The sequence below is a fragment of the Sphingomonas qilianensis genome, assembly GCF_039614825.1.
Taxonomy (GTDB): Bacteria; Pseudomonadota; Alphaproteobacteria; order Sphingomonadales; family Sphingomonadaceae; genus Sphingomonas; species Sphingomonas qilianensis.
In genome coordinates this window covers 43,669-65,452 of sequence record NZ_JBDIMF010000005.1, presented here as the reverse complement: position 1 = coordinate 65,452, position 21,784 = coordinate 43,669, and the positions used below count along the sequence as shown (strand labels likewise).

15 protein-coding genes are annotated in these 21,784 nt (G+C 64.8%); 4 read left to right on the top strand and 11 right to left on the bottom strand.

The genetic code is table 11. The features are described 5' to 3' along the window. Genes ABC969_RS12010 through ABC969_RS11995 form a run of 4 tightly spaced genes read right to left on the bottom strand, consistent with a single transcriptional unit; the run spans position 1 to position 4,888 of the window. Positions 1–1,269 carry a mechanosensitive ion channel family protein gene (locus ABC969_RS12010; protein WP_380808144.1) on the bottom strand — a complete coding sequence of 423 codons (1,269 nt, stop codon included), beginning with the start codon at positions 1,267–1,269 and terminating at the stop codon, positions 1–3. 5 nt (positions 1,270–1,274) lie between these two features. Next, positions 1,275–2,471 (bottom strand): cystathionine beta-lyase, encoded by a 1,197-nt coding sequence (gene metC / locus ABC969_RS12005; RefSeq protein ID WP_345865242.1) that lies wholly within the window; start codon positions 2,469–2,471, stop codon positions 1,275–1,277. Next, complete coding sequence (gene sseA, locus ABC969_RS12000; RefSeq protein WP_345865241.1) at positions 2,468–3,307, bottom strand: 3-mercaptopyruvate sulfurtransferase; 840 nt, start codon at positions 3,305–3,307, stop codon at positions 2,468–2,470. Before sseA ends, metC begins: the two co-directional genes overlap by 4 nt. A 30-nt stretch (positions 3,308–3,337) precedes the next feature. Next, positions 3,338–4,888: a cryptochrome/photolyase family protein gene (locus ABC969_RS11995; protein ID WP_345865240.1), complete on the bottom strand. Its 1,551-nt coding sequence runs from the start codon at positions 4,886–4,888 to the stop codon at positions 3,338–3,340. Between the two features lie 125 nt (positions 4,889–5,013). On the opposite strand from ABC969_RS11995, the gene queF reads away from it, so the two are divergent. From queF to ABC969_RS11980, 3 genes are all read left to right on the top strand, one after another. After that, on the top strand, positions 5,014–5,460 hold the full coding sequence (gene queF / locus ABC969_RS11990) for a preQ(1) synthase (RefSeq protein WP_345865239.1): 447 nt from the start codon (positions 5,014–5,016) through the stop codon (positions 5,458–5,460). 322 nt (positions 5,461–5,782) lie between these two features. Then, positions 5,783–7,903: a glycosyltransferase family 4 protein gene (locus ABC969_RS11985; protein WP_427916132.1), complete on the top strand. Its 2,121-nt coding sequence runs from the start codon at positions 5,783–5,785 to the stop codon at positions 7,901–7,903. A gap of 46 nt (positions 7,904–7,949) precedes the next feature. Beyond that, the gene (locus tag ABC969_RS11980; RefSeq protein ID WP_345865237.1) at positions 7,950–9,227 is read left to right on the top strand and encodes a glycoside hydrolase family 130 protein; all 1,278 of its coding nucleotides are present in this window, start codon (positions 7,950–7,952) and stop codon (positions 9,225–9,227) included. A 9-nt stretch (positions 9,228–9,236) separates the two neighbouring features. Here the strand turns inward: ABC969_RS11980 and ABC969_RS11975 are convergent, their stop codons facing one another. The 3 genes from ABC969_RS11975 to ABC969_RS11965 all read right to left on the bottom strand — a co-directional run bounded on the left by ABC969_RS11975 (position 9,237) and on the right by ABC969_RS11965 (position 13,930). After that, a complete protein-coding gene (locus ABC969_RS11975; RefSeq protein WP_345865236.1) occupies positions 9,237–11,177 on the bottom strand; it encodes an OPT family oligopeptide transporter in 1,941 nt (646 codons plus the stop codon). 266 nt (positions 11,178–11,443) lie between these two features. Further along, the gene (locus ABC969_RS11970) at positions 11,444–12,652 is read right to left on the bottom strand and encodes a M20 metallopeptidase family protein (protein WP_345865235.1); all 1,209 of its coding nucleotides are present in this window, start codon (positions 12,650–12,652) and stop codon (positions 11,444–11,446) included. Between the two features lie 228 nt (positions 12,653–12,880). Continuing rightward, the gene (locus ABC969_RS11965) at positions 12,881–13,930 is read right to left on the bottom strand and encodes a phytase (protein WP_345865234.1); all 1,050 of its coding nucleotides are present in this window, start codon (positions 13,928–13,930) and stop codon (positions 12,881–12,883) included. Between the two features lie 84 nt (positions 13,931–14,014). Here ABC969_RS11965 and ABC969_RS11960 point away from each other — a divergent pair, with 84 nt between their 5' ends. Further along, on the top strand, positions 14,015–16,243 hold the full coding sequence (locus ABC969_RS11960) for a TonB-dependent receptor plug domain-containing protein (protein ID WP_345865233.1): 2,229 nt from the start codon (positions 14,015–14,017) through the stop codon (positions 16,241–16,243). A gap of 18 nt (positions 16,244–16,261) precedes the next feature. Here the strand turns inward: ABC969_RS11960 and ABC969_RS11955 are convergent, their stop codons facing one another. The 4 genes from ABC969_RS11955 to hflK form a co-directional block, all read right to left on the bottom strand. Further along, entirely contained in the window at positions 16,262–17,908 is a 1,647-nt protein-coding gene (locus ABC969_RS11955; RefSeq protein WP_345865232.1) for a helicase HerA-like domain-containing protein, read from the bottom strand. 151 nt (positions 17,909–18,059) lie between these two features. Continuing rightward, a complete protein-coding gene (locus ABC969_RS11950; RefSeq protein ID WP_345865231.1) occupies positions 18,060–19,601 on the bottom strand; it encodes a Do family serine endopeptidase in 1,542 nt (513 codons plus the stop codon). Between the two features lie 114 nt (positions 19,602–19,715). Next, the gene (hflC, locus tag ABC969_RS11945) at positions 19,716–20,591 is read right to left on the bottom strand and encodes a protease modulator HflC (RefSeq protein ID WP_345865230.1); all 876 of its coding nucleotides are present in this window, start codon (positions 20,589–20,591) and stop codon (positions 19,716–19,718) included. Then, on the bottom strand, positions 20,588–21,736 hold the full coding sequence (hflK, locus tag ABC969_RS11940) for a protease modulator HflK (protein ID WP_345865229.1): 1,149 nt from the start codon (positions 21,734–21,736) through the stop codon (positions 20,588–20,590). The genes hflC and hflK overlap by 4 nt, the downstream gene beginning before the upstream one ends. Positions 21,737–21,784: the final 48 nt, after the last annotated feature.

Sequence of the window (21,784 nt, the reverse complement as noted above, 5' to 3'; positions counted from 1 at the left end):
TCAGTCGCCGCTCGGCATCTCCATCTGTCGCAGTCGCACGTCGCGCTGCGGATAGGGGATGACGATGCCGTGCTGTTTGAACAGCAGCCACAGGCGGTTCAGCACGTCCGATCGGACGTTACCGACCCCGCCTTCAGGATCGCCGATCCAGGCGAGAATATCGTGCTCCACGCCATTCTCGCCAAAACCGGTAAGCCACACATTGGGGGGCGGATCGTTGAGCACCCGCGGTGACTCCGTGGTTGCGCGCAGCATCAGTTCCTGGGCGAGTTCAAGATCGCACTCATAGGCGACGCGCACCGGTATGCGCACGCGCACGTTGCGATCGGTGAACGACCAGTTTTCCACCTCCTGCGTCATCAAGTTCTCGTTGGGAATCAGATGCTCCTTGCCGTCGCGCGTCAGCACGGAGACGGCGCGGACGCCGATCTTGTTGACCCAGCCGAAACTGTCGCCGACCACGATAACATCGCCCGGCTTGATCGATCGATCCATCAGCAGAATGATCCCGGCGATGAGGTTGCCGATCGTCTTTTGTAAGCCGAAGCCCACCGCCAGGCCGAACGCGCCGGAAAACACCGCAAAGGCGGTGAGATCGACGCCCAGTAAGTCGATGCCAACAAAAAAGGCCCCGATGATCACGGCGATGGCGGCCAATTTCTGCGCGAGCAACTTCTGCGTCGCATCGAATCCGCGGGTCGCCGCGATCCAATGGCTCAGCGCGCGATTGACCAGGCGTACGCCGGCGAACAAGGCGACGACGGTGATCAGCATGGTGATCAGCGTGAGCAAGGATAACCGTCGGCGGCCGATATCGACGCCGATCCGTTCCATCATACTGGTGATTTCGGCAAGGCCACCGACCGAACGGCTGAACAATGCGACGAACAGGATGAGCGTCACGGTCCAGGTCACCGGTCGGGCAATGCCGACGCCGCGCAGAATCTCCCGGGCGGCCAGCACCGTTGCGGCGCCCAGCGCGAGCCCGATCGGGATCCCTGCCACCGGCGGCCAAGGATAAGCAGTCAGCACGATCGCCAATAGCAATGCTGCGGTGGCGTGGCGGATGATTGGCGTCAGCCGGTCGGCTAACCCCTCGCCACGTTGGTCCAGCCGTCGGTGCCAGGCATTGGCCGCCGCACGACCCAATTTGCGGCTTACGAACAACCCGATGGCAAGCGACAGCAGTACGAGCCCGCCGGCGATCGCGCCTTCGGTCAGTGTCCGCTGGTTGAGCAGTATGCCGCCGGCTGCGAACCACGCGGTGATATCGTTCACGTGGGCGTCGCCGCGAACCGCGCCAGACCCGCGGCGAGATCGGCGATCAGATCGTCGGTATCTTCCAGCCCGATCTGCAGCCGCACCATCGGCCCGGCATCGTCGCGTTCCGTCACGCTGCGATAGCGCTGCGGATCGACCGGCAAGGCCAGGCTTTCGAACCCGCCCCAACTATAGCCGATGCCAAAGAGATCTAGCCCGTCGATCAGCGCCGATCGCGCCGCATCGCTGCCACCGTTCAATACGAACGAGAACAGCCCGGACGATCCGTTGAAATCGCGCACGAACACGTCATGCCCGGGGCAATCGGGCAGCGCCGGATGCAACACCCGCGCGACTTGCGGTTGTCGTTTAAGCCAGCGCGCGATTTTTAGTGCGCTCGCCTCGTGCTGTTTCAGGCGCATCGCCATTGTGCGCAGCCCGCGCGCGGCGAGCCAGCAATCGTCCGGGCTGGCGACCTGGCCCAATTGAAAGCTGGTATCGCGCAGCCGCGCGAAATGGCCCGGCGCGGCGGTCACCGAACCCAGCATGACATCGGAATGGCCGACGACATATTTGGTGCAAGCGAGCACCGTGAGATCCACGCCATGCGCGATGGCTGGGAACAGCAGAGGCGTTGCCCAAGTATTGTCGAGCAATGTCGTCACGCCACGCGCCTTCGCGGCAGCGACGATCGCCGGCACGTCCTGCACCTCGAACGTGAGGCTGCCGGGGCTTTCCATCAGGATCGCGCGCGTTTTGTCGCCAATCAAATCGGCGATGCCAGCGCCGATCAGCGGATCGTAGAAACGCGTCGTGATGCCCATGCGCTTGAGCAGGCCGGTGGCGAGCGACCGCGTCGGATCATAGGCGCTATCGACCAGCAGCAGCTCGTCCCCCGGCGACAGCACGGAGAGCAAGGCTGCAGCCAGCGCCGCGACGCCCGAGCAATAGAGGAACGTGCCCTCGGCGCCCGGCTCGAGCTCGGTCAGTGCATCGGCGAGTGACCATTGCGTCGGCGTGCCGCGCCGGCCGTAAAACCATTTGTGATGCGTGTCGGACAGGCGCCCGCGCAGCTCGGCGACCGAATCATACAGGATGGTCGAGGCGCGCCATACCGGCGGGTTGACCACCCCGCCGGTCCATTCCTTGCGCCGCCCCGCCGATACGACCCGTGTCGCGTCGTCGATGGGTCGGTCCGTCGGTTCGCTCATGCTGATCCTGTTGCTTTCGGGGTGTCGCTGGCCGCGCCCCATTCGGACCAGCTGCCGTCATATACCGCCGCGTTATTGCCCAGCAGATGCGCGCCGAATGCCAACACCGAAGCGGTGATGCCAGACCCGCACGTGGTGACCAGCGGTTTGCCAAGATCAATCCCGGCGCCTTCGAACGCCGCCTTCAGGTGTTCGCCCGTCTTGTACGTCCCATCGTCGTTGAACAGCTGGCCGACCGGCAAATTTTTCGAGCCCGGAATGTGCCCGGCATGCGTGGCCGGGCGCGGATCGGGTTCCGCGCCGGTGAAGCGCGCGGCCGAGCGCGCATCGAGCACTTGCTCCCCCGCGCTCTCGATATTGGCCTTCATTTGCTCTTTCGTGCGCACGCCCTTGTCGTCGGCCCAGACGGTGAAGTGGCGATGCCGCACCTGTTCCTTTCCGCTGCTGGTTTCGCGGCCTTCCGCCTGCCATTTGGTGAGGCCACCATCGAGGATCGCCACGTCATGCGCGCCGAACGTGCGCAGCATGAACCAGGCGCGCGCCGCCGTGTGCAGCGGCGAATTGTCGTACAGCACGATACGGCTGCCATCGCCCAAGCCCAGCGATTGCATGCGGCTGGCAAATTTCTCCGGCGGCGGCAGCATCGAGGGCAGATCGCTGGTTGTATCGGCGATTTCGCTCAGATCCATGAACACTGCGCCCGGGATATGCGCTGCCGCATATTCGGCTGCCGGATCCCGATCACCGACACCACCGAAGAAAGTGGCATCCACGATCCTGAGATCGTTCGCACCGAGTTCGCCTGCCAGCCATTCCGTAGTCACCAGCGAGTCCATGAGCCGTCTCCTGTTATCGTTGGGGCGATCCTAGCCATAGCCGGGGGCGGCGTCGAGCGATGCGAGCGTGGCAGCGGCGCTGGCGCGGATATCGGCTTGCGTCCCGGCATTCATCCGCGCCCAGTTGCGATAGGGCATGGCCAGCCGCTGATTGCGGCCAAGCCTGTCCTCATTGCGCACCAGGAAATCCCAATAGAGCGCGTTGAACGGGCAGGAGTCGGGGCCGGTGCGCTGCTTCACGTCGTAGCGGCAATGCCGGCAATAATCCGACATGCGATTGATGTACGCGCCCGCGGATGCATATGGCTTGGAGCTCAGCAGCCCGCCATCGGCGAACTGGCTCATCCCCAGCGTGTTGGGCAATTCAACCCATTCGTAGGCGTCCAGATAGACTTCGAGATACCATTGATGGACTTGGCGGGGGTCGGCACCGATCAGCAATGCATAATTGCCGGTGACCATGAGCCGCTGGATATGATGCGCGTGCGCGGTCTCCAGCGTCTGGACGATCGCCTCTTTCAGGCAGTGCATGTCGGTCTCGCCGGTCCAGTAGAACGCGGGGAGGGGGCGATGCGCATCGAGGAAATTGCGCTCGACATAGTCGGGCCCCTGCGACCAATAGATGCCGCGCATATATTCGCGCCAGCCGATGATCTGACGGATGAACCCCTCGACCGAGTTGAGCGGTGCGCGGCCGGCGCGATATTCCGCCTCCGCCGCTTGGCACAAGGCCAGCGGGTCGAGCAGCCCGGAGTTGATGTAAGGCGACAGGATCGAGTGCCACAGGAAGCGCTCTCCGGTCAGCATCGCGTCCTGATAGTCGCCGAAGCAGGGCAAGGCGTGCTCCAGAAAATAAGCTTGCTGGCGGAGCGCGTCCTCTTTGGTGACGGCATAATCAAATCGGTCGAGCGTGCCGGGATGATCGGCAAAGCGGTCCGCGACCAGGGCCAGCACCGGCGTCGTGATGTCATCCTGCGCGAAGGCCAACGGGCGCGGCATGAGCAGGCTGGCCCGCGCGGGCTTGCGGTTCTCGGAATCGTAATTCCACTCGCCCCCGGCCGGCTTGCCGTCATCGAGCAGCAAACCGGTTTTGCGGCGCATCTCGCGGTAGAAGAATTCCATGCGCAATTGCTTGCGCCCCTCGATCCAGGTCGTGAACTCGGCATGGCTGGCGATGAAGCGGTCGTCGGGGCGGATATCCACGGGCACACCGAAGATCGTCTCCCACGCCTCCAGCATAGCCATCACGCGCCATTCGCCCGCTTCGGTAACGATGATGCGTTCGGGCGCGAGGCGCGCCACCGCGCGGGCGATCTCACCGGTGAAGCTGCCACTATTTTCGGGATCGTCGAGCGTGATGTAATCGACCGTCCAGCCACCGGCGCGCAGGGTCGCGGCGTGGTGGCGCATTGCCGCGAAAATATAGGCGATCTTCTTCTTGTGATGGCGGACATAGGTCGCCTCGTCGGCAACCTCCATCATCAGCAGGCGAACGCTGGCTTGGTCCGCATCACGTAGCGAGGAGAGACCGAGGCTGAGTTGGTCACCGAGAATGGGGATAAGCGTGATCACTTGGGTCATACCACCATCCTTATCGGTTATTCGCTGTTCGACCAAAGCTTCTGCCCGGCGAACGCCGGGTTGGCGCAGGCAAGGTTTGGCCCGTCCGGGGTGACGGTTGAGATTAGCCGTCCTATATTGGCCTCATGAACCCGACCTATCTTGGCAAGCCCAGTGCGCTGCCCGCTTCGCCTGAAGACGCCCTTCTCGATTACGTGCCCAATCCGCGCACCGGCCGCCTCTATCTGGTCCGCTTCACAGCGCCCGAGTTCACCTCGCTCTGCCCGGTGACGGCGCAGCCCGATTTCGCGCATCTGGTGATCGATTATGCGCCCGGGGCAACGATCGTTGAATCCAAGTCGCTCAAGCTGTTCCTTGGCAGCTTCCGCAATCACCAGGCTTTCCACGAGGATTGCACCGTTGGCATCGGCGAGCGGCTGTTTGCCGAGATGCAGCCAATATGGTTGCGCATCGGCGGCTATTGGTATCCACGCGGCGGTATTCCGATCGACGTGTTCTGGCAATCCGGCGCGCCGCCTGAAGGGCTTTGGCTGCCATCGCAGGACGTACCAAGCTATCGCGGTCGGGGCTGAAGAATCCGTTCGTCGCAGGAATCCGTTCACCTGCCGTCAATGTCGAGCGCTACCAGTAGTCTGCCGTATTGCAGTGCAACATCACTGCAACCATATTGACTGCAAGCCGTTTCAGGGAGGCAGACGTTCGGAGCTCCCAGCTCCATCTCACATTTAAGGTCAATGAGGTATGGTGCACGCGGCAGAGGGCGCTTCCGGGATAGATCGTATCGCGTTGATCGGCAATTTCCTGCCTCGCAAATGCGGTCTGGCCACCTATACCACAGACACTTTCACCGCGCTGCGCGGCCGCTATCCTGACATGGCAGTCGATGTCTATGCCATGGATGACCATCCCGGGCTGTACGATTACCCGTCCGATGTGACGATGAGCATCGCCGACCAGGATCCTGCGGCGTACCTCGCCGCCGCCCGCGCGATCGAGACGAGCGGGGCCAAAGCAATCTGGCTGCAGCACGAATATGGCATTTTCGGCGGCGCGGCTGGCGAATATATCCTGACGCTGCTCGATCGCGTTTCGATCCCGGTGATCGTGACGCTGCATACGATTTTGGAAAAGCCCAACGCCGATCAACGCCGCGTTATGGAAGGCCTGCTCCGGCGGGCGTCGCGGATCGTGGTGATGGCCGAGCGCGGTCGCGAAATCCTCGAGCGCGTTTATGGTGCTAGCGGCCGGGCCATCGTCATGATCCCGCATGGCGTGCCGGATCGCGATTTCGTGGCGCCCGATACGCTCAAGGGCCGCTTTGGCTGGGAAGGCCGCAAGGTCGTGCTGACCTTCGGTTTACTCGCGCCCAACAAAGGCATCGAAACGCTGATCGCCGCCATGCCGGCGATCGCCGAGTCCAATCCGGATGTGCTGTACGCCGTGCTCGGCGCGACGCACCCCAATCTCGTTGCCCAGGAAGGGGAAAAATATCGCGATCGCTTAAAGGCGCTGGCCGCCGATCTCGGTGTCGCCCAGCACGTGCAGTTTATCGATGCGTTTCTCGAGCATGACGAGCTTATCGGCTATCTGCAGGCGGCGGATGTCTACGCCACGCCCTATTCGAACCCCGCGCAGATCACCTCGGGCACGCTCTCCTATGCAGTGGGCGTCGGCAAAGCGGTAGTTTCGACGCCCTATGTTCATGCCACGGAAATCCTTGCCGACGGGCACGGCGTATTGGTTGATTTCGGCGACAGCGCGGCATTTGCGCGCGAAATCAACTTGTTGCTCGGCAGCGAGCGCAATCGCACGCGGCTGTCGCAGCGCGCCTATGCGCGTGGCCGCACGATGATCTGGCCGGTCCTGGCCGAGCGCGCGATACACGAGATCATGACGATGATCGCGGCTAAACCACAGCGATTATCCAAAAGCGGCATCGCGCCGGCGGCACTTAAGCCCGACTTCGCCGCAGTTGAGCGCATGAGCGATTCGACCGGCATGTTGCAGCATTCAATCTATTCGGTGCCCGATCGGCGCCACGGATACTGCATAGACGATAACGTCCGCGCGCTGATGCTGCTGACGCGGATGGACGAGGTCGATGAGACCACGCGCGACAAGTGGATGACGATCTACGAATCGTTTATTCAATATGCGTGGAATCCGGACGTTTCGCGCTTCCGGAATTTCATGAATTTCGATCGTACCTGGTGTGAAGAGTTCGGCTCGGAAGACTCGAACGGTCGCACCTTGTGGGCGTTGGGCATCACCGCACGTGACGCCAAGTTGGCCAAGCATCGCGATTGGGCGATGGCGATGTTCGATATGACCGCTTCACTCGCGCTCGATCTTGGCTCGCCCCGTGCGCATGCCTTCTGCATGCTGGGCGCCGCTGCGGTGCTCGATGCGCATCCCGGGCATGTTATGGCCAAGCAGATTCTGGTGCGTTTCGCTGATGAGCTGCTTGCCTTGCTTGCCGTCGCCCGCCGGCCGGAATGGGAATGGTTCGAGATCGTGCTGGCCTATGACAATGCCCGCCTGCCCGAAGCGATGATCCGCGCCGGCCAGGCGCTCAAGCGCGATGATTTGATCAAATCGGGCAGCGACACGCTCGATTGGATCATCGCCCGGCAAACCTCACCCGAAGGCCGCTTCCGCGCCGTCGGCACGGAAAGCTTCGGTCGGGCCTATGCCGAGCCGCTGCCATTTGACCAGCAGCCGCTGGAAGCGCAGGCGACCGTCGATGCCTGCGTTACGGCATTTGAGGTGACGGGCGAGAAGCGCTGGGTCGATGAAGCCCAGCGTGCCTATCGCTGGTATCTCGGGCAGAACGATCTTGATCTGCCGCTCGCCACATCGGCCGATGGCGGTTGTTTCGATGGCTTGATGCCCACCGGATTGAACCGAAATCAGGGTGCCGAGTCGATTCTCGCACTGCAATTGGCCTCTTGCGCCATTTCTGCACTATCAAAAAGCGCGCAAACCGTGGCAGGGCCTTCGAGCGCTGTCGCGTAGCCTCGCTCGCGACGCCGCATCGGTGGGGTCGACGACGAGGCATTTGGTGACTGATCTGTTCCATCACGCATTGCGGCTGCATGCCGATCCATCACGTGTCGTCGTGCGGCCGTTCCATCTCGCCTGGTCGGGCAATGGCGGCAGCCGCACTGAGCGGCTGGTCCGCGAAGTGCTTGCCATGGATGCGCAACAGACGCGCGCCGAGCTTGAGATCGTGCTCAAGGATTTCGAGGCGCGGCATTGGCAGACGCGGCGCGTGTTCATGACTCGCTATGACGAGATCGAGGCCATGATGGGGCTCGACGGCAGCGAGATCGGCGACGAGAAGCGCCAGCTAATCGGCGCCTATTTCTGCCACGAATATAGCTATGCCGCGGCCGCGCTGATGAACCCGAGCGCCACGCCGCATTTCGATCAGTCGGGCATGCCCAAGGGTAGCTTGCGCATCCTGATGTCGTTGCGGGCGGTCGGCGAGGGGCATATTTCTTCGGTGGCGTTTCGCGAGGGCATCATCACCGATCATAACCAGTTGAAGCTGGCGCCGGAGCCGCCCTTTGCGACCGCCACCGATGCCGTCGGCGCGGAGGAAACGGAGCTGCCGGAGGGGCCGATCACCGTCTATCGCCACCGCGATTCGACGCTGTCGGGCACGGTGATCTTCCCGATCACCGCGGCGCAATCGAAGGGGCTGGAGGATCTCCGGCTCGTTCAGTTCACGCATGACGATGGCAGCGTGGAATGGCTCGGTACGTACACCGCGTATAATGGCTCAGTGATCCAGTCCGAATTGATGCGCACGCGCGATTTCCGCGCGTTCGATCTGGTGCCGATGTCGGGGCCCGCCAGCCGCAACAAGGGCATGGCGCTGTTCCCCCGCAAGATCGGCGGCAAATATCTGATGATCGGGCGGCAGGACGGGGAGAATTTGTTCCTGCTGCAATCGGACACGCTGACGCATTGGGAAGAGGGCACGCGGCTGCTCGAACCCAAATTCCCGTGGGAACTGGTGCAGATCGGCAATTGTGGCCCGCCGATCGAGATCGACGAGGGCTGGCTGCTGCTGACCCACGGGGTGGGCGCGATGCGCAAATATTCGATCGGCGCGGTGCTGCTCGACAAGCAGGATCCCTCCAAGGTGCTCGGCCGCACGGTGCACCCGATCCTGGCGGCGGCGGACCAGGACCGCGAGGGCTATGTGCCCAACGTCGTCTATACCTGCGGCGCGATCCGCCACGGCGATACGCTGTTCGTGCCATATGGCGTGGCGGACAGCTCGGTCGCCTTTGCGTTCATTCCGATCCCGGCGCTGCTCGCCGACATGTAAGCGGCGGACCTAGCGCGCCAGCGCGGCGGTCCGCCGATACAGCCACACGATCAGCAGCACGAACACGATCGGCGCGGCGAGCTCGGCAATGCTGGCAAAGCGCTCGCCGACGCCGCCGGGCACCTGACCGCTGCGCGCGGCGATGACGCCGGCGTAGCCGACGCCGAACAGGCTTTCGCCGACGATCAGCCCGGTCGCCGCGAGCACGCCCATGCGCTGGGCGAATTCGGGATTGGCGGCGCGCGCGGCGCGGCGCTCGTACCAATGGCCGATCAGCGCGCCGATCGGGATCAGCAGCGTCAGCGACATCGGCAGATAGATGCCCATGCCAACGGCGAGCGGCGGCAGACGGAATTTGCCGCTGCGGCCGAGCAGTTCGTCGATCACGATCACCACCGCGCCGATCAGCGCGCCGAAGCCGAGCAGATTCCAGTTAAGATCGCCGCCGAGCACGCCCTTGGCCAGGCTGGAGATCAACGCCGCCTGCGGCGCGGACAGCGCGTTGGGCCCGGCGCCGGGCATGCCGACGAAACCGAACGAGTCCTTGAGCAGATTGAGCACCAGCGGGATGACCAGCGAGCCGAACAGCACGCCGATGACCAAGGCGACCTGCTGCTTCCACGGCGTCGCGCCGACCAGTTGCCCGGTCTTCAGATCCTGCAGATTGTCGTTCGAGATCGTCGCGATCGAGAAGACGATCGCGGTGGTGAACAAGGCATAGGCGATCAGCGCGTTGGTCCGCGCGGGATCGGCATCATGCCCGAACACCGCAACGAGCAGCAGCGAGGCACCAAGCACCGCGAGGATGCCGACGCCCGATACCGGCGAGTTGGACGCACCGATCAAGCCGGCCATATAGCCGCACACCGCCGCGATCAGCACGCCGATGACCAGCACATACGCCAAGGTGCCGCCGATCACCGCGAGCGGATAATCGTGCACCGGCCCGCCGGCCGAAAAGCTGTACAGTAGCCAGGCGATCGGCGGCAGCGTGAGCAGGATGGCGCCGCCGACGATGCCGATCGGCAGATCGCGTTCGGTCAGCTCCAGCACCGAGCCGCCGGCGCGCGCGCGCGACGCGGCCATGGCCGAGCGAATCCCGCCGATGATCGGCCCGAGGATGCGCACCAGCGACCAGATCGCGGCGATGCCGATCGTGCCCGCGCCGATGAAGCGCACGTCGCTGCGGAAGACGCTGCCGACGATGGCATCGACATCACCGGGCAGCCCGGCGGTAAGATACGGCATCAGCCCGGCCCAGGCGATCAGCATGCCGACGAACATCGCCGCGCCGACCGAAATGCCGACGAGATGGCCGACGCCGATCAGCGCCATCGAGAAGCTGGCCGACACGCCGGTCGCGCTCGCGCCGATCTTGAAATTCCTGGCGGCCTCGGCGGCGACCAGTCTGGCCGCGGCAAGCAGGGCGAACCCGGCCGAGACGAGCGCGCCGAGGATGATGACGCGCAGGCCCCGCGCATTCTCGGTATCGCCATCGGCGCCTTCGCTGCCGACTTTCAGCACTTCCGCCGCCGCCACGCCCTCGGGGTATGGCAGGTCCGATCCGGTGACCAATGCGCGCCTGAGCGGCACGGAGAACATCACGCCGAGGATACCCCCAAGCGCGCAGACGAACGCGGTGGTCCAGAACGGAAAGCCCTGCCACCAGCCGACCAGGATCAGCCCGGGCAGCACGAAGATGATCGCCGCCAGCGTGCCCGCCGCGCTGGCGATCGTCTGCACGATATTGTTCTCGAGGATGTTGGCGCCCTTGAAGAAGCGCAGGCTCGCCATCGAGATCACCGCGGCGGGGATCGAGGTGGCGAAGGTGAGGCCGATCTTGAGCCCGAGATAGACGTTGGCGGCGGTGAACAGGACGGTGATCAGCGCGCCGAGGATGACGCCGCGCAATGTGAGTTCGGCAAGCGGGCGAGTCGGGGCGGTGGCCATCGGTCGGTCTCCGGTTCGCTTCACACTTTTCACGGTGATCCGGAAATCTTCGTGCGGCGGAAGGTAATTAAATTACGAAGTTGATCATGCTGTTCTGTTGGCAGCAAGCGGCATGGTCAAGTCTGCCATCGTCACGGGCTTGTAGGACAGCGTTTTTTTGGGCGTCCGCCAAGGCGTCATCCCAGCGAAAGCTGGGATCTCAGGCGGCGGGCGTGGGACTGGAGCCGCTTGAGACCCCAGCGTGCGCTGGGGTGACGGAATGGGTGTCAATCGAAGCCGTGGTGCAGGAAGCGCTCGGCCAGCGCACAATGCATCGCCACGCCCTTGGCCATCACATCCTCGCGGATGATCATCCTGGTATTGTGCAGTGGCGGATTGGTGCGCGGATCGCTGCCCTCGGGGGCCACGCCGACGAACGCCATCGCGCCCGGAATGTCGCGCAGCACATAGGAGAAATCCTCGCCGCCCATCATCGGCGCGGGCATTGTCTGGTATGCGCCGATCCGCTCGGCGGCGGCGCGGATCATGGCGACGGCGCGGGGATCGTTTTCGGTGACGGGATAGCCCTCGTCGATACGCAGCTCGGCGGTGCAGCCATGCGCCAGCGCGACATGCTCGACGATCCGCGCCAGCCCGGCGCGCGCCTGTTCGCGCGTGGCGTGGCTGAGCGTGCGCAGCGTGCCCTTCATCTCGACGCGCTCGGGCACGATATTATAGGCCGATCCCGCCTCGATCCGGGTGATCGACAGCACGGCAGGATCGGTGACCGCGATCTGCCGCGCGATGAACGTGCTGAGCGCGGTGACGATCTCGCACGCCACCGGGATCGGATCGAGGCAATCGTGCGGCATCGCCGCATGCCCGCCGCGGCCATGGACGGTGATGTTGACCGCATCGGTGGAGGCGAGCAGCGGGCCGTTGCGGCTGACGAACGTGCCGGCGGGCATGTTGGGCGAGATGTGCAGCGCGAACGCCGCTTGCGGCGCCGGATCGGCGAGCAGGCCGTCTGCGATCATATAGCGCGCGCCGTGATACCCTTCCTCGCCCGGCTGGAACATAAACACCACCGTACCCGGCAGATCCTCGCGCCGGGCGCTCAGCGCGCGCGCCGCGCCGACCAGCATCGCGGTGTGCGTATCATGCCCGCAGGCGTGCATCGCGCCGGGCACCGTGCTGGCGAAGGGGAGGCCGGTTTCCTCGTGCATGGGCAGCGCATCGTGATCGCCGCGCAGCAGCACGGTGCGGCCATTATCGCTTCGTCCACGCAGGATGGCGATCAGCCCGGTGGTGGAGGTGCTGTCGCGGATCTCCAGCGGCAGGCCGGCGAGCGCGGCGCGGATCTTGTCGGCGGTGCGCGGGCAGTGCAGCCCGATTTCGGGATCGGCGTGGATCGCACGACGCAGCGTGATGACATCGGCAAGCTCGGCTTCGCCCACGGCGTTCCAGTCGGTTTGCGGGGCGCTGTCGAAGGTCATGGTGCCGATTCCTTGGGAAGTTGATGCCTCTATACACCTCTCCCAGCGGGAGAGCGAAACGGGCAAGTGTTCCGATCCTCCCCCTGGCGGGGGGAGGTGGCGCCGAAGGCGACGGGAGGGGGCGGTAGGCGATGCCCTGTCTGACGGCGTGCGCCATGTACCGCCCCCGCCGTCACGCGATGCGTGCCACCTCCCCCTTGCGGGGGAGGATATGGAATGTCGTTACGCCTAAAGCCCCAGCGCGCGCTTGATGTCGCCCCAGCGCACGAGCTTGAAATTCTGCGCGCGCGGCGCGTTGCTGCCGTCCTGCGCGATCATCAGCCCGTCGGGGAAAGCGGGGCCGAAATCGCCCGCGACGACCTCGATCCCGTCGGTTTCCTCGGTCGCGCCAAGCGCCCCGGCGGCGATGCGGAAGCGGCCGACATAGGCCTCGTCCGACAGGCGATAGACCGCATAGGCATTGTCGCCCTGGCTGGAGACGACGACATAGCCATCGGCCACCGCCACGCCCTCGGCATCGGCGACGATCGCCTTGCCGTCGGCGGCGGCGACCTTGACCGGCGCGACCGCGCCGCCGGGCCGCGCATCGAAGCGCCACAGCCCGACATCCTCCTCCGCGACATACAGCCGCGCGTTGGCCGGATCGACCGCGCAGCCTTCGGATTGCGTGCCGAGCTTCATCGTGCGGACGATGCGGCCGGCGGGCGCCGCGCCGGTGAGATCCAGCGCGACCTGGCGGATCGTACCGTCCTTGATCACCATGAAGGCGTAGAGCGTGCCCGCGTCGCGATACAGGCAGATGCCATACGCTTCGCCCGCGCCGCTCGCCACGCGGCCGAGCGGGCTGAGCTTGGCGGTCGTCCTGTCCAGCGCGAACAAGGCGATATGCGCGTTGAGCGGATCGTTGCGATCGCTCGCGGCGACGATGATGCGCCCGTCATGCTCGGCGAGATCGACATTGTTGACGCGCCCCGCATCGGTGAAATCGCGCACCTTGCCATCGAGCCCGTAGACATAGAGCCCGGCCTTCTTGTCCGTGCCGACGATCAGGCTCTGCGCGGGGGCGGCGGCGTTACGCCAGATCGCGGGATCGTCCGCCGCATCGGCATTGGCGGTGGCGACCGCTTCGGTCTCGCCCGAGGCCTGCACGATCCTGGCCGGCAGCGCGTTGGCGATGCGCGTGTCGAGCGGAATTTCGCCCGGCGCACAGGCGCTTAGCGCGGCTGCACCAAGCGCCGCCGTCATCGAAATGAAACACATCTTGCGCGATCGCGTCATATTCCCACCCTAACTGCTCGGCCCGTGGGGGCCGATGGCAGCAGCGTTGCGATCGGTCAAATCGATAAATATGGGGGGCTCGACATGAGCAACATACGCACTCTTCTTGGTGGCTGCGCGGTCGCAGCCTTGATGCTGCCGCTGGCGACCGTCGCGCAGACCATTCCGGCGGACTCCACCGCGCCCGTTACCGAGACGGCGCCGGACGAGGCCAAGGATATCATCGTCACCGGGACGATCGCGTTCCGCAACCGCACCGAGGACGTCAATCCGGTGCTGGCCTACGATCTCGATTATTTCCAGCGTTTCGAGCCCGTCTCGGTCGGCGAGATGCTCAAGCGCGTGCCCGGCGTGACGTTCACCTCGGATGTGCTCGAATATGACGGGCCGCAGTTTCGCGGGCTCCCCGCCGGCTACACGCAGGTGCTGATCAACGGCCGCCGCGCGCCGGGCGGCCAGGCCGATCGCAGCTTCTTCGTCGATCGCATCCCCGCCGAACTGGTCGAGCGGATCGAGATCGTGCGCAGCCCGCGCGCCGATCAGCCGAGCGAAGGCGTGGCCGGATCGCTCAACATCGTGACCAAGGAAGCCGCGACGTTCGAGGGCGGCTTCGCCAAGGCCGGCGCGCTGATCAACAAGGATGGCAAATTCCGCCCGTCGCTCGGCGCGGCCTATGCCGGGCGGATCGGCGAGGACACGTCCTATTGGGGCGCGCTCAATTATCAGGAGCGGCGCAACCCGAAGAAGAAGGTGTCGCTGCGCTTCGATGACGAGAATGACGGTCCGCGCGACGCGACCAACGCCGATTTCAACAATACCGAGCTGCAGGCCGACACACGCGACGGCAGCGATCTGTCGGGCAGCGCCGAGATCCGCCACGATTTCGGCGACAAGGGCTTCGTGCGGTTCCAGGGCTTTTTCGTCGATACCGATCGCGAGGAATTCGAATCCTCGGTGACGTATGACGGCAGCGATCTCGATTTCGACGGCATCGAAACGCAGCTCGAGGATATCAATCAGCAGACCTACACGCTGTCGAGCGATGCGCGCATTCCGCTGGGCGGGAGCCTGGAGCTGGGGCTGGCCGCGGGCTGGTCGGGCTATCGCGAGGATACCGACTCCACCGTGATGGTCGGCGACAACGAGGACGATCTCGACGATCTCGAGCTTGACGATGTCTCCAACGTCACGATCAAGGACGATGAATATACCGGCACGATCAATCTCGGCTTTGGCGGCGAGATGGCACGCTTCAAGCTTGGTGTCGATCTGCTGCGCAAGGATCGCGACGGCGTCAACGATGGCGATTTCCAGACCAACACGTTCAAGATCAAGGAAGAGCGCTACGATCCCTATGCGCGCGTGACGCTGACGCCGACGCCGCAGCTGACGGTCGACGCCGGTCTGCGCTACGAGATCACGCGGCGCACGGTTTCCGGCACGGCGGTGGCGAGCGCCGATTACGAGACCGAGACGCTCAACCCGTCGCTGCACGTGCGCTATGCGCCGACCGCGCTCGATCAGTTCCGCGTGTCGGGGGCGCGCACCGTGCGCCGGCCGAACTATGATTTCATCTCGCCCTACGAAGACGAAGAGACGCCGGGCGACGACGACGTGACGATCGGCAACCCACGGCTGCGCAACGAAAAGGCCTGGGGGCTCGATGCCGGTTACGAGCGTCGCCTGGGCGGGCGCGGCGTGGCCGGGATCAACTTCTTCTACCGCGACATCACCGATGTGATCGAACTGGTGGCGATCGGCGAGAACGGGGATGGCCAGCGCTTCACGCCGCAGAATATCGGCGACGGCAAGACCTGGGGCTTCGAGGTCGATCTGTCGACGCCACTGACCGCGATCGGCCTGCCCGATACCGGGGTGTTCGCCAATTACACCTATCTCGACAGCGAAGTGACCGATCCGTTCACGGGCGAAAAGCGCCGCTTCAACAATCAGCCGCACCACGTGTACAATGTCGGCTTCATCCAGACGGTGACGAGCGTGGATGCGAGCTTCGGCGCGACGGTCTCGGGCCGCAGCAAGGCGACGGAATCGAATTTCGACGAGACGGTCGAGCTGAAATACGATCCCGATCTCGAAGCGTTCGTGGAGAAGCGCATCGGCAAGAATTTCGTGCTGCGTTTCTCGGTGCAGGATATCCTGCGCCGCACCAAGTCCGAGACGTTCCGCAAATATGACGGCAATTCGGTGGCCGAGATCCTCGCCAACCGTCGTGCCGGCGATATCGACGAGTTCGAGCTGGAGCGCGAAAATGCCGGGCCGCTGTATCAGGTGACGATCCGCGCGGCGTTCTGATGCGCCAGGGGCCGGTGGTTACCGGCCCCTGAACAACCCGCCGAGCACGCCGCGCACCAGCCCGCCGACGATCCCGGCGCCCGCGCCGCGCGACGAGCCGAACACCGCCTTCGATACCTCATTGGCGACGCTGCGCCCGACCGCGGAGGAGGCGCTGCGCGTCGCCGAGGTGACCGCGCGGTTCCACGGCGAATTGGCCGCCTCACGCTCGGCCGCCTTTTGCGCCTGTGCCTCGCGCCGCGCCTGACGCTCCGCCTCGCGCGCGGCCCTGGCTTCTTCCTTGGCTTGTAGCGCGGCGGCCTTGTCCGCCGCGGTCTGTGCCCTGGCTTCGGCGGCGGCGGCCTTGGCCTCGCTGGTCTTCACCGCGAGCAATTCCTCGGCGGATTCACGATCGACCAGCGCGTCGTATTTGTCACCGATCGGATCGGTCTGGATCAGCACGCCGCGCTCCACGGGCGTCACCGGCCCCACGCGGCTGCGCGGTGGCTTGATCAGCGTGCGCGCGACCGGGGAGGGGGAGCCGTCCGGCAATAGCAACGACACCAGGGCCTCGCCCACCTTCAGCTCGGTAATGGCGGTCTCGACATCCACGTCCGGGCTGGCGCGGAACGTGGTCGCGGCGGCGCGCACGGCGGCCTGATCGCGCGGCGTGAAGGCGCGCAGTGCGTGTTGCACGCGGTTGCCGAGCTGCCCGGCGACCTTGTCGGGAATGTCGATCGGGTTCTGCGTGATGAAATAGATTCCCACGCCCTTCGAGCGGATCAGCCGCACGACCTGTTCGATCTTGTCGAGCAAGGCATCGGGCGCTTCATCGAACAGCAGATGGGCTTCGTCGAAGAAGAAGCACAAGGTCGGCTGGTCTGGGTCGCCGATCTCGGGGAGCTGCTCGAACAATTCGCTCATCAGCCATAGCAGGAAAGTGGCATATAGCTTCGGGCTGGCCATCAATTTGTCGGCGGCCAGAATGTTGACGATGCCGCGCCCCTGATCGTCGACGCCGATGAAATCGTCGAGATCGAGCGCGGGTTCGCCGAAGAAATTATCCGCGCCTTGCGAACGAAGCTGGAGCAGTGCGCGCTGGATCGTGCCGAGGCTGGGCTTGGAAACGTTGCCGTAGGTGGTGGTCAATTCCGCGGCGCGCTCGCCGCAATGGACCAGCATGCTCTGCAGATCATCGAGATCGATCAGCAGCAGCCCGTCCTCCTCGGCGACGTGGAAGGCGATGTTGAGCACGCCTTCCTGCACCGCGTTGAGATCGAGCAACCGCGCGAGCAGCAGCGGGCCCATCTCGCTGATCGTGGTGCGGATCGGGTGGCCCTGTTCTCCATACAGATCCCAGAATTGCACGGGATTGTCGGCATAGGTCCAGTCGACATCGCCGATCTCCGCGGCGCGCGCGGCGAAGATGGCGTGGCTTTTGCTGAGCGGCGATCCCGCCATCGCCATGCCGGAAAGATCACCCTTCACGTCGGCGACGAAGCACGGCACGCCGCGCGCGGAAAAGCCCTCGATGATGCCCTGCAGCGTGACCGTCTTGCCCGTGCCGGTGGCGCCCGCGATCAGCCCGTGGCGATTGGCGCGCTTGAGCTCGAGGTTCTGCGGGGTGGCGCCGCCGGGCGCGCTGCCGATGAAGATAGGGCCACTGGTAATGGGTCCGTCAGCCATGATCGCTCCAGGATGGGGGGTAAGGCGGTATCGCGCGTTTGGCGGGGCGGGGGAATGGGCTTGTTGGGATTTGGGGCTCCAGAATAGCCGCACAAAAAATCGCCCCGGAACCAGCCCGGGGCGATCTGTCGTGTCTCGCAATGCGGACCGCTTACTGCTTGATCTTCACCGGCACGAACGCCTTTACCGGGCTGGCGCGCTGCACCAGCAGCAGCACTTGCGGGCGGCCCGCGCTGCGCGCTGCGTTTACCGCGGCGACCAGTTCAGCCTGGGTGCGCACCGGGCTGCTATTGACCGCGCTGACCACGTCGCCGCGCTTCAGCTTCTGTGCCGCATCGCTGCCCGGATCGACCGCGGCGATGACCACGCCTTGGGTCTGCGCATCCACGCCGACCGCGCGGGCGATGCCCGGCGTGAGCGGCTGGACCGTCAGGCCGAGCACGTTGCCGGTGGCCGGCGTGATCACGCCTGCATCGTCGTCGCCGTCCTTGCCGAAGCCGCCATCGTCGCTGCCGCCATTGACCAGTGCCGCCAGTTTCTCGGCTGCCGGACGCGCCACCACCGTGGCGGTGAGCGTTGTCGGGCGACCGTTGCGCAGCACTTCGAGTCGCGCGGTCTGGCCTGGCTTAACATTGGATACGAGATACGACAGCGTCGAATCCGGCGTCACCGCCACGCCATTGACCTTGGTCACCACATCGCCGGCGCGCAGCCCTGCGCGCGCCGCCGGGCCGCTGGGCTCGACGCCGGCGATCAGCTCGCCCTGATTCTTGGCAATGCCCAGCGCGGCGGCGGCGTCGTCGCCGACAGCACCGCCCAAGGTCACGCCAAGATAGCCGCGGCTGATCGTGCCGCCCTTCATGAACGTGTCGATGATCGGCTTGGCGGTCGCGGCCGGGATGGCGAAGCCGATGCCGATATTGCCGCCCGTCTGCGAGAAGATCTGGCTGTTGACGCCGATCACGTTGCCGTTGAGATCGAACATCGGGCCACCGGAATTACCCTGATTGATCGACGCGTCGGTCTGGATGAAGCGGTCATAGGCGCCGCCCTGGCCAGTGACGCGGTTGATCGCCGAGATGATCCCGGCGGTGACCGTGCCACCGAGACCAAACGGCTCGCCGATCGCCAGCACCCAATCGCCGACCCGCGCGCCGCCCGAATCGCCGAAGCGCACGAAAGGCAGGCCGGTGGCGTCGATCTTGAGCAACGCCAGATCGGATTCGCGATCCTGGCCGATGACGCGGGCGACATATTCCTTGTTGTTGGAGAGCGTGACGGCGATCGAATTGACCGTCGCGCCGCGCGCGCCGGGGCTGATCACGTGCGCGTTGGTGACGACATAGCCGTCATGCGAGATCAGGAAGCCCGAGCCGAGCGAGGCGCCCTCACGCTTGACCGGCGCGCCGTTGCCCTGGCCGCCGCCGAACAGGTCGCCAAACGGCGTGCCCTGGAACGGATTGGCCTGCTGCTGCTGGACGATGGTCTGCTTGGTCGAGATGTTGACCACCGCGGGCTGCAGCTTGGCCACCATATCGGCAAAGCTCATCGGCGCGCCGGCCTTGGGCGCGGACGCCTGGATCGCGCCGGGCTCGTTCTGCGCGGTCTGCGCAACCGCGTTCGGCTGATAGATCATGGTGGCGGCGGTGCCGCTCAGCAGCAGGGCACCGGTGATAGCGTAAGCATAACGCACGTGGATAACTTCCTCTCGATGGCCGGACAGCAACGTCGCTTCTGTGACGATCGGATGCTGAACGGCGATTGAATATGAATGGACCGACAGTATCGGCCGCCAAAAACTTATGCGTTAACGGTCACGGCCCTGGAATTCACGAAGATAGGCATTGTTGGGCGACAGCACCAGAGAGGTGGAGCCACGCGGCTTGCCATCGTTGTTCGAACCAAAAGTGTAGCGATAGGACTGCATGGCACGATAGAAATCGTAGAATTGCGGATCCTTGTTGAACGCCTCGGCATAGATTTTCGCCGCATTTGCGTCCGCCTCGGCGCGGATGATCTGCGCTTGCTGCTGGCCCCGCGCGGTGATCGTCGCCGATTCCTGCTGGCGCGCCGTCCGCATACGCTGCAGCGCGCTTTCCAGCGGGCTGCCGCTGGGCAGATCGGCGCGCTTGATGCGCACATCCACGATCTGCACGCCATATTGGCTGGCCTGGCGCTGCAGCCCGGCCTGGATATTATCCATCACCTGGCCACGCTCGGGGCTGAGCAACGCCGCGAAAGGGCGACGACCCAGTTCGTTGCGCAAGGCCGAGCCGAGCAAGGGGCTGAGCTGCGCGATCACGCGCTGTTCGGTATCGCTCGCGCTGCCGGTCGAGACCACCGCCTTTAACGGATCGACCACGCGGAAGCGCGCGAACGCATCGACCGACAGCCGCAACTGATCGGTCGACAGCACCTGCGTATCCTGCAGCTCGACATCCAGCACGCGCTTGTCGATCCAGATCAGGCGATCGAGGAACGGCAGGCGAAAGATCATGCCCGCGCCGGTCGCGCCGAACGGCTGGTTGGGCTGCCAGCGATTGACCGTACGATAGGGATTTTCCAGGCGCAGGATCACCACCTGCTTGGTTTCAGGCACGATGCTGGCCGTGCTGAACAACAGGATCAGCGCGAGCAACACGATGGTGCCGATCGCGATCGGGTTGCGGAAAAACGTGCTCACTGGCCGGCTCCCGTCGCTGGGGCGGGTTGACGGGCGGGCGCCGGGGTCGCCTCGGGCGCAGCATCCGGCAGGCGGCGCGCGGCGGCGCCATTAAGCGGCAGATACGGCACCACGCCGGGCGCCTCGATGATTGTCTTGTCGCTCTTGGCGAGCACGCCTTCCATCGTTTCGTAATACATGCGGCGTCGCGTCACTTCCGGGGCCAGGCGATATTGTTCATACACCTTGTCGAACGAGGTCGCCTCGCCCTGCGCATAGGCCAGCGTCTGCGCGGCATAGCCGCGTGCGGCATTGATATTGCCGACCGCCGCCTGCTGCGCCGCGCTGACGGCTTTGAAATCGTCGATCACGGCCTCTGGCGCGGTCGATTGCTTGATCGATACGCCCTGGATGCGCACGCCGGCATTATAGCTGTCGAGCACTTCCTGCATCATCTGCTGCACACGCGCCTCGACCACGGCGCGGCCCGAGCCGATCGCGTCGTCCAGCGTGGTGGTGGCGATCGCGGCGCGCATCGCGCTTTCCGCCGTGGCGCGGACCGTCTCGCGCGGATCGGCGATCTGGAAGGCATAATCCTGCGCGTTGACGATCTGCCAGCGCACCGAATAGGCCAGATCAATAATGTTCTGATCCGAGGTCAGGATGAGGTTTTCGCCGCCGCCCTGGGTCGCGGGGAAATCGTCCGTCACGATCTGCTGCACGTCCACCTTGGTGACCGCGTTGAACGGCGCCGGCAGCGTGAGGCGGATGCCGGGCTCCAGCGTGCCCGAATATGCGCCGAAGAAGGTCACCACGCCGCGTTGCTGCGGGCCGATCTGGTGGAAGCTGGTGAACAGGATCCATACGGCCAGCACGATGCCGACGCCGATCAACCATAACGAGCGCACATTGGGCGCACCGGGCAAGCCGGAAAAGCCGCCGCCATTGCCGCCGCCACCGCCGCCCGTGCCACGTGCGCGGCGCAGGAATTCGTCGAGCGCGGTGGGCTTGGTGCCGCCGCGCGGGCCGCCGGGCGGCACCGCCCAGGGATTGCGCGGGCCGCCATCGCCGCCCGAATTGCCCGTGGGGCCATTGCCCCACGGGCTTTTCGGCGCATCGGCGTTGAGGATAGTGAAGCGCTGGAGCCAGCCGGTAAGGATCGTCATGCAATCTTTATAGGTAGGATGCGTGCACAAAAACAGTGGCAAGCGCGC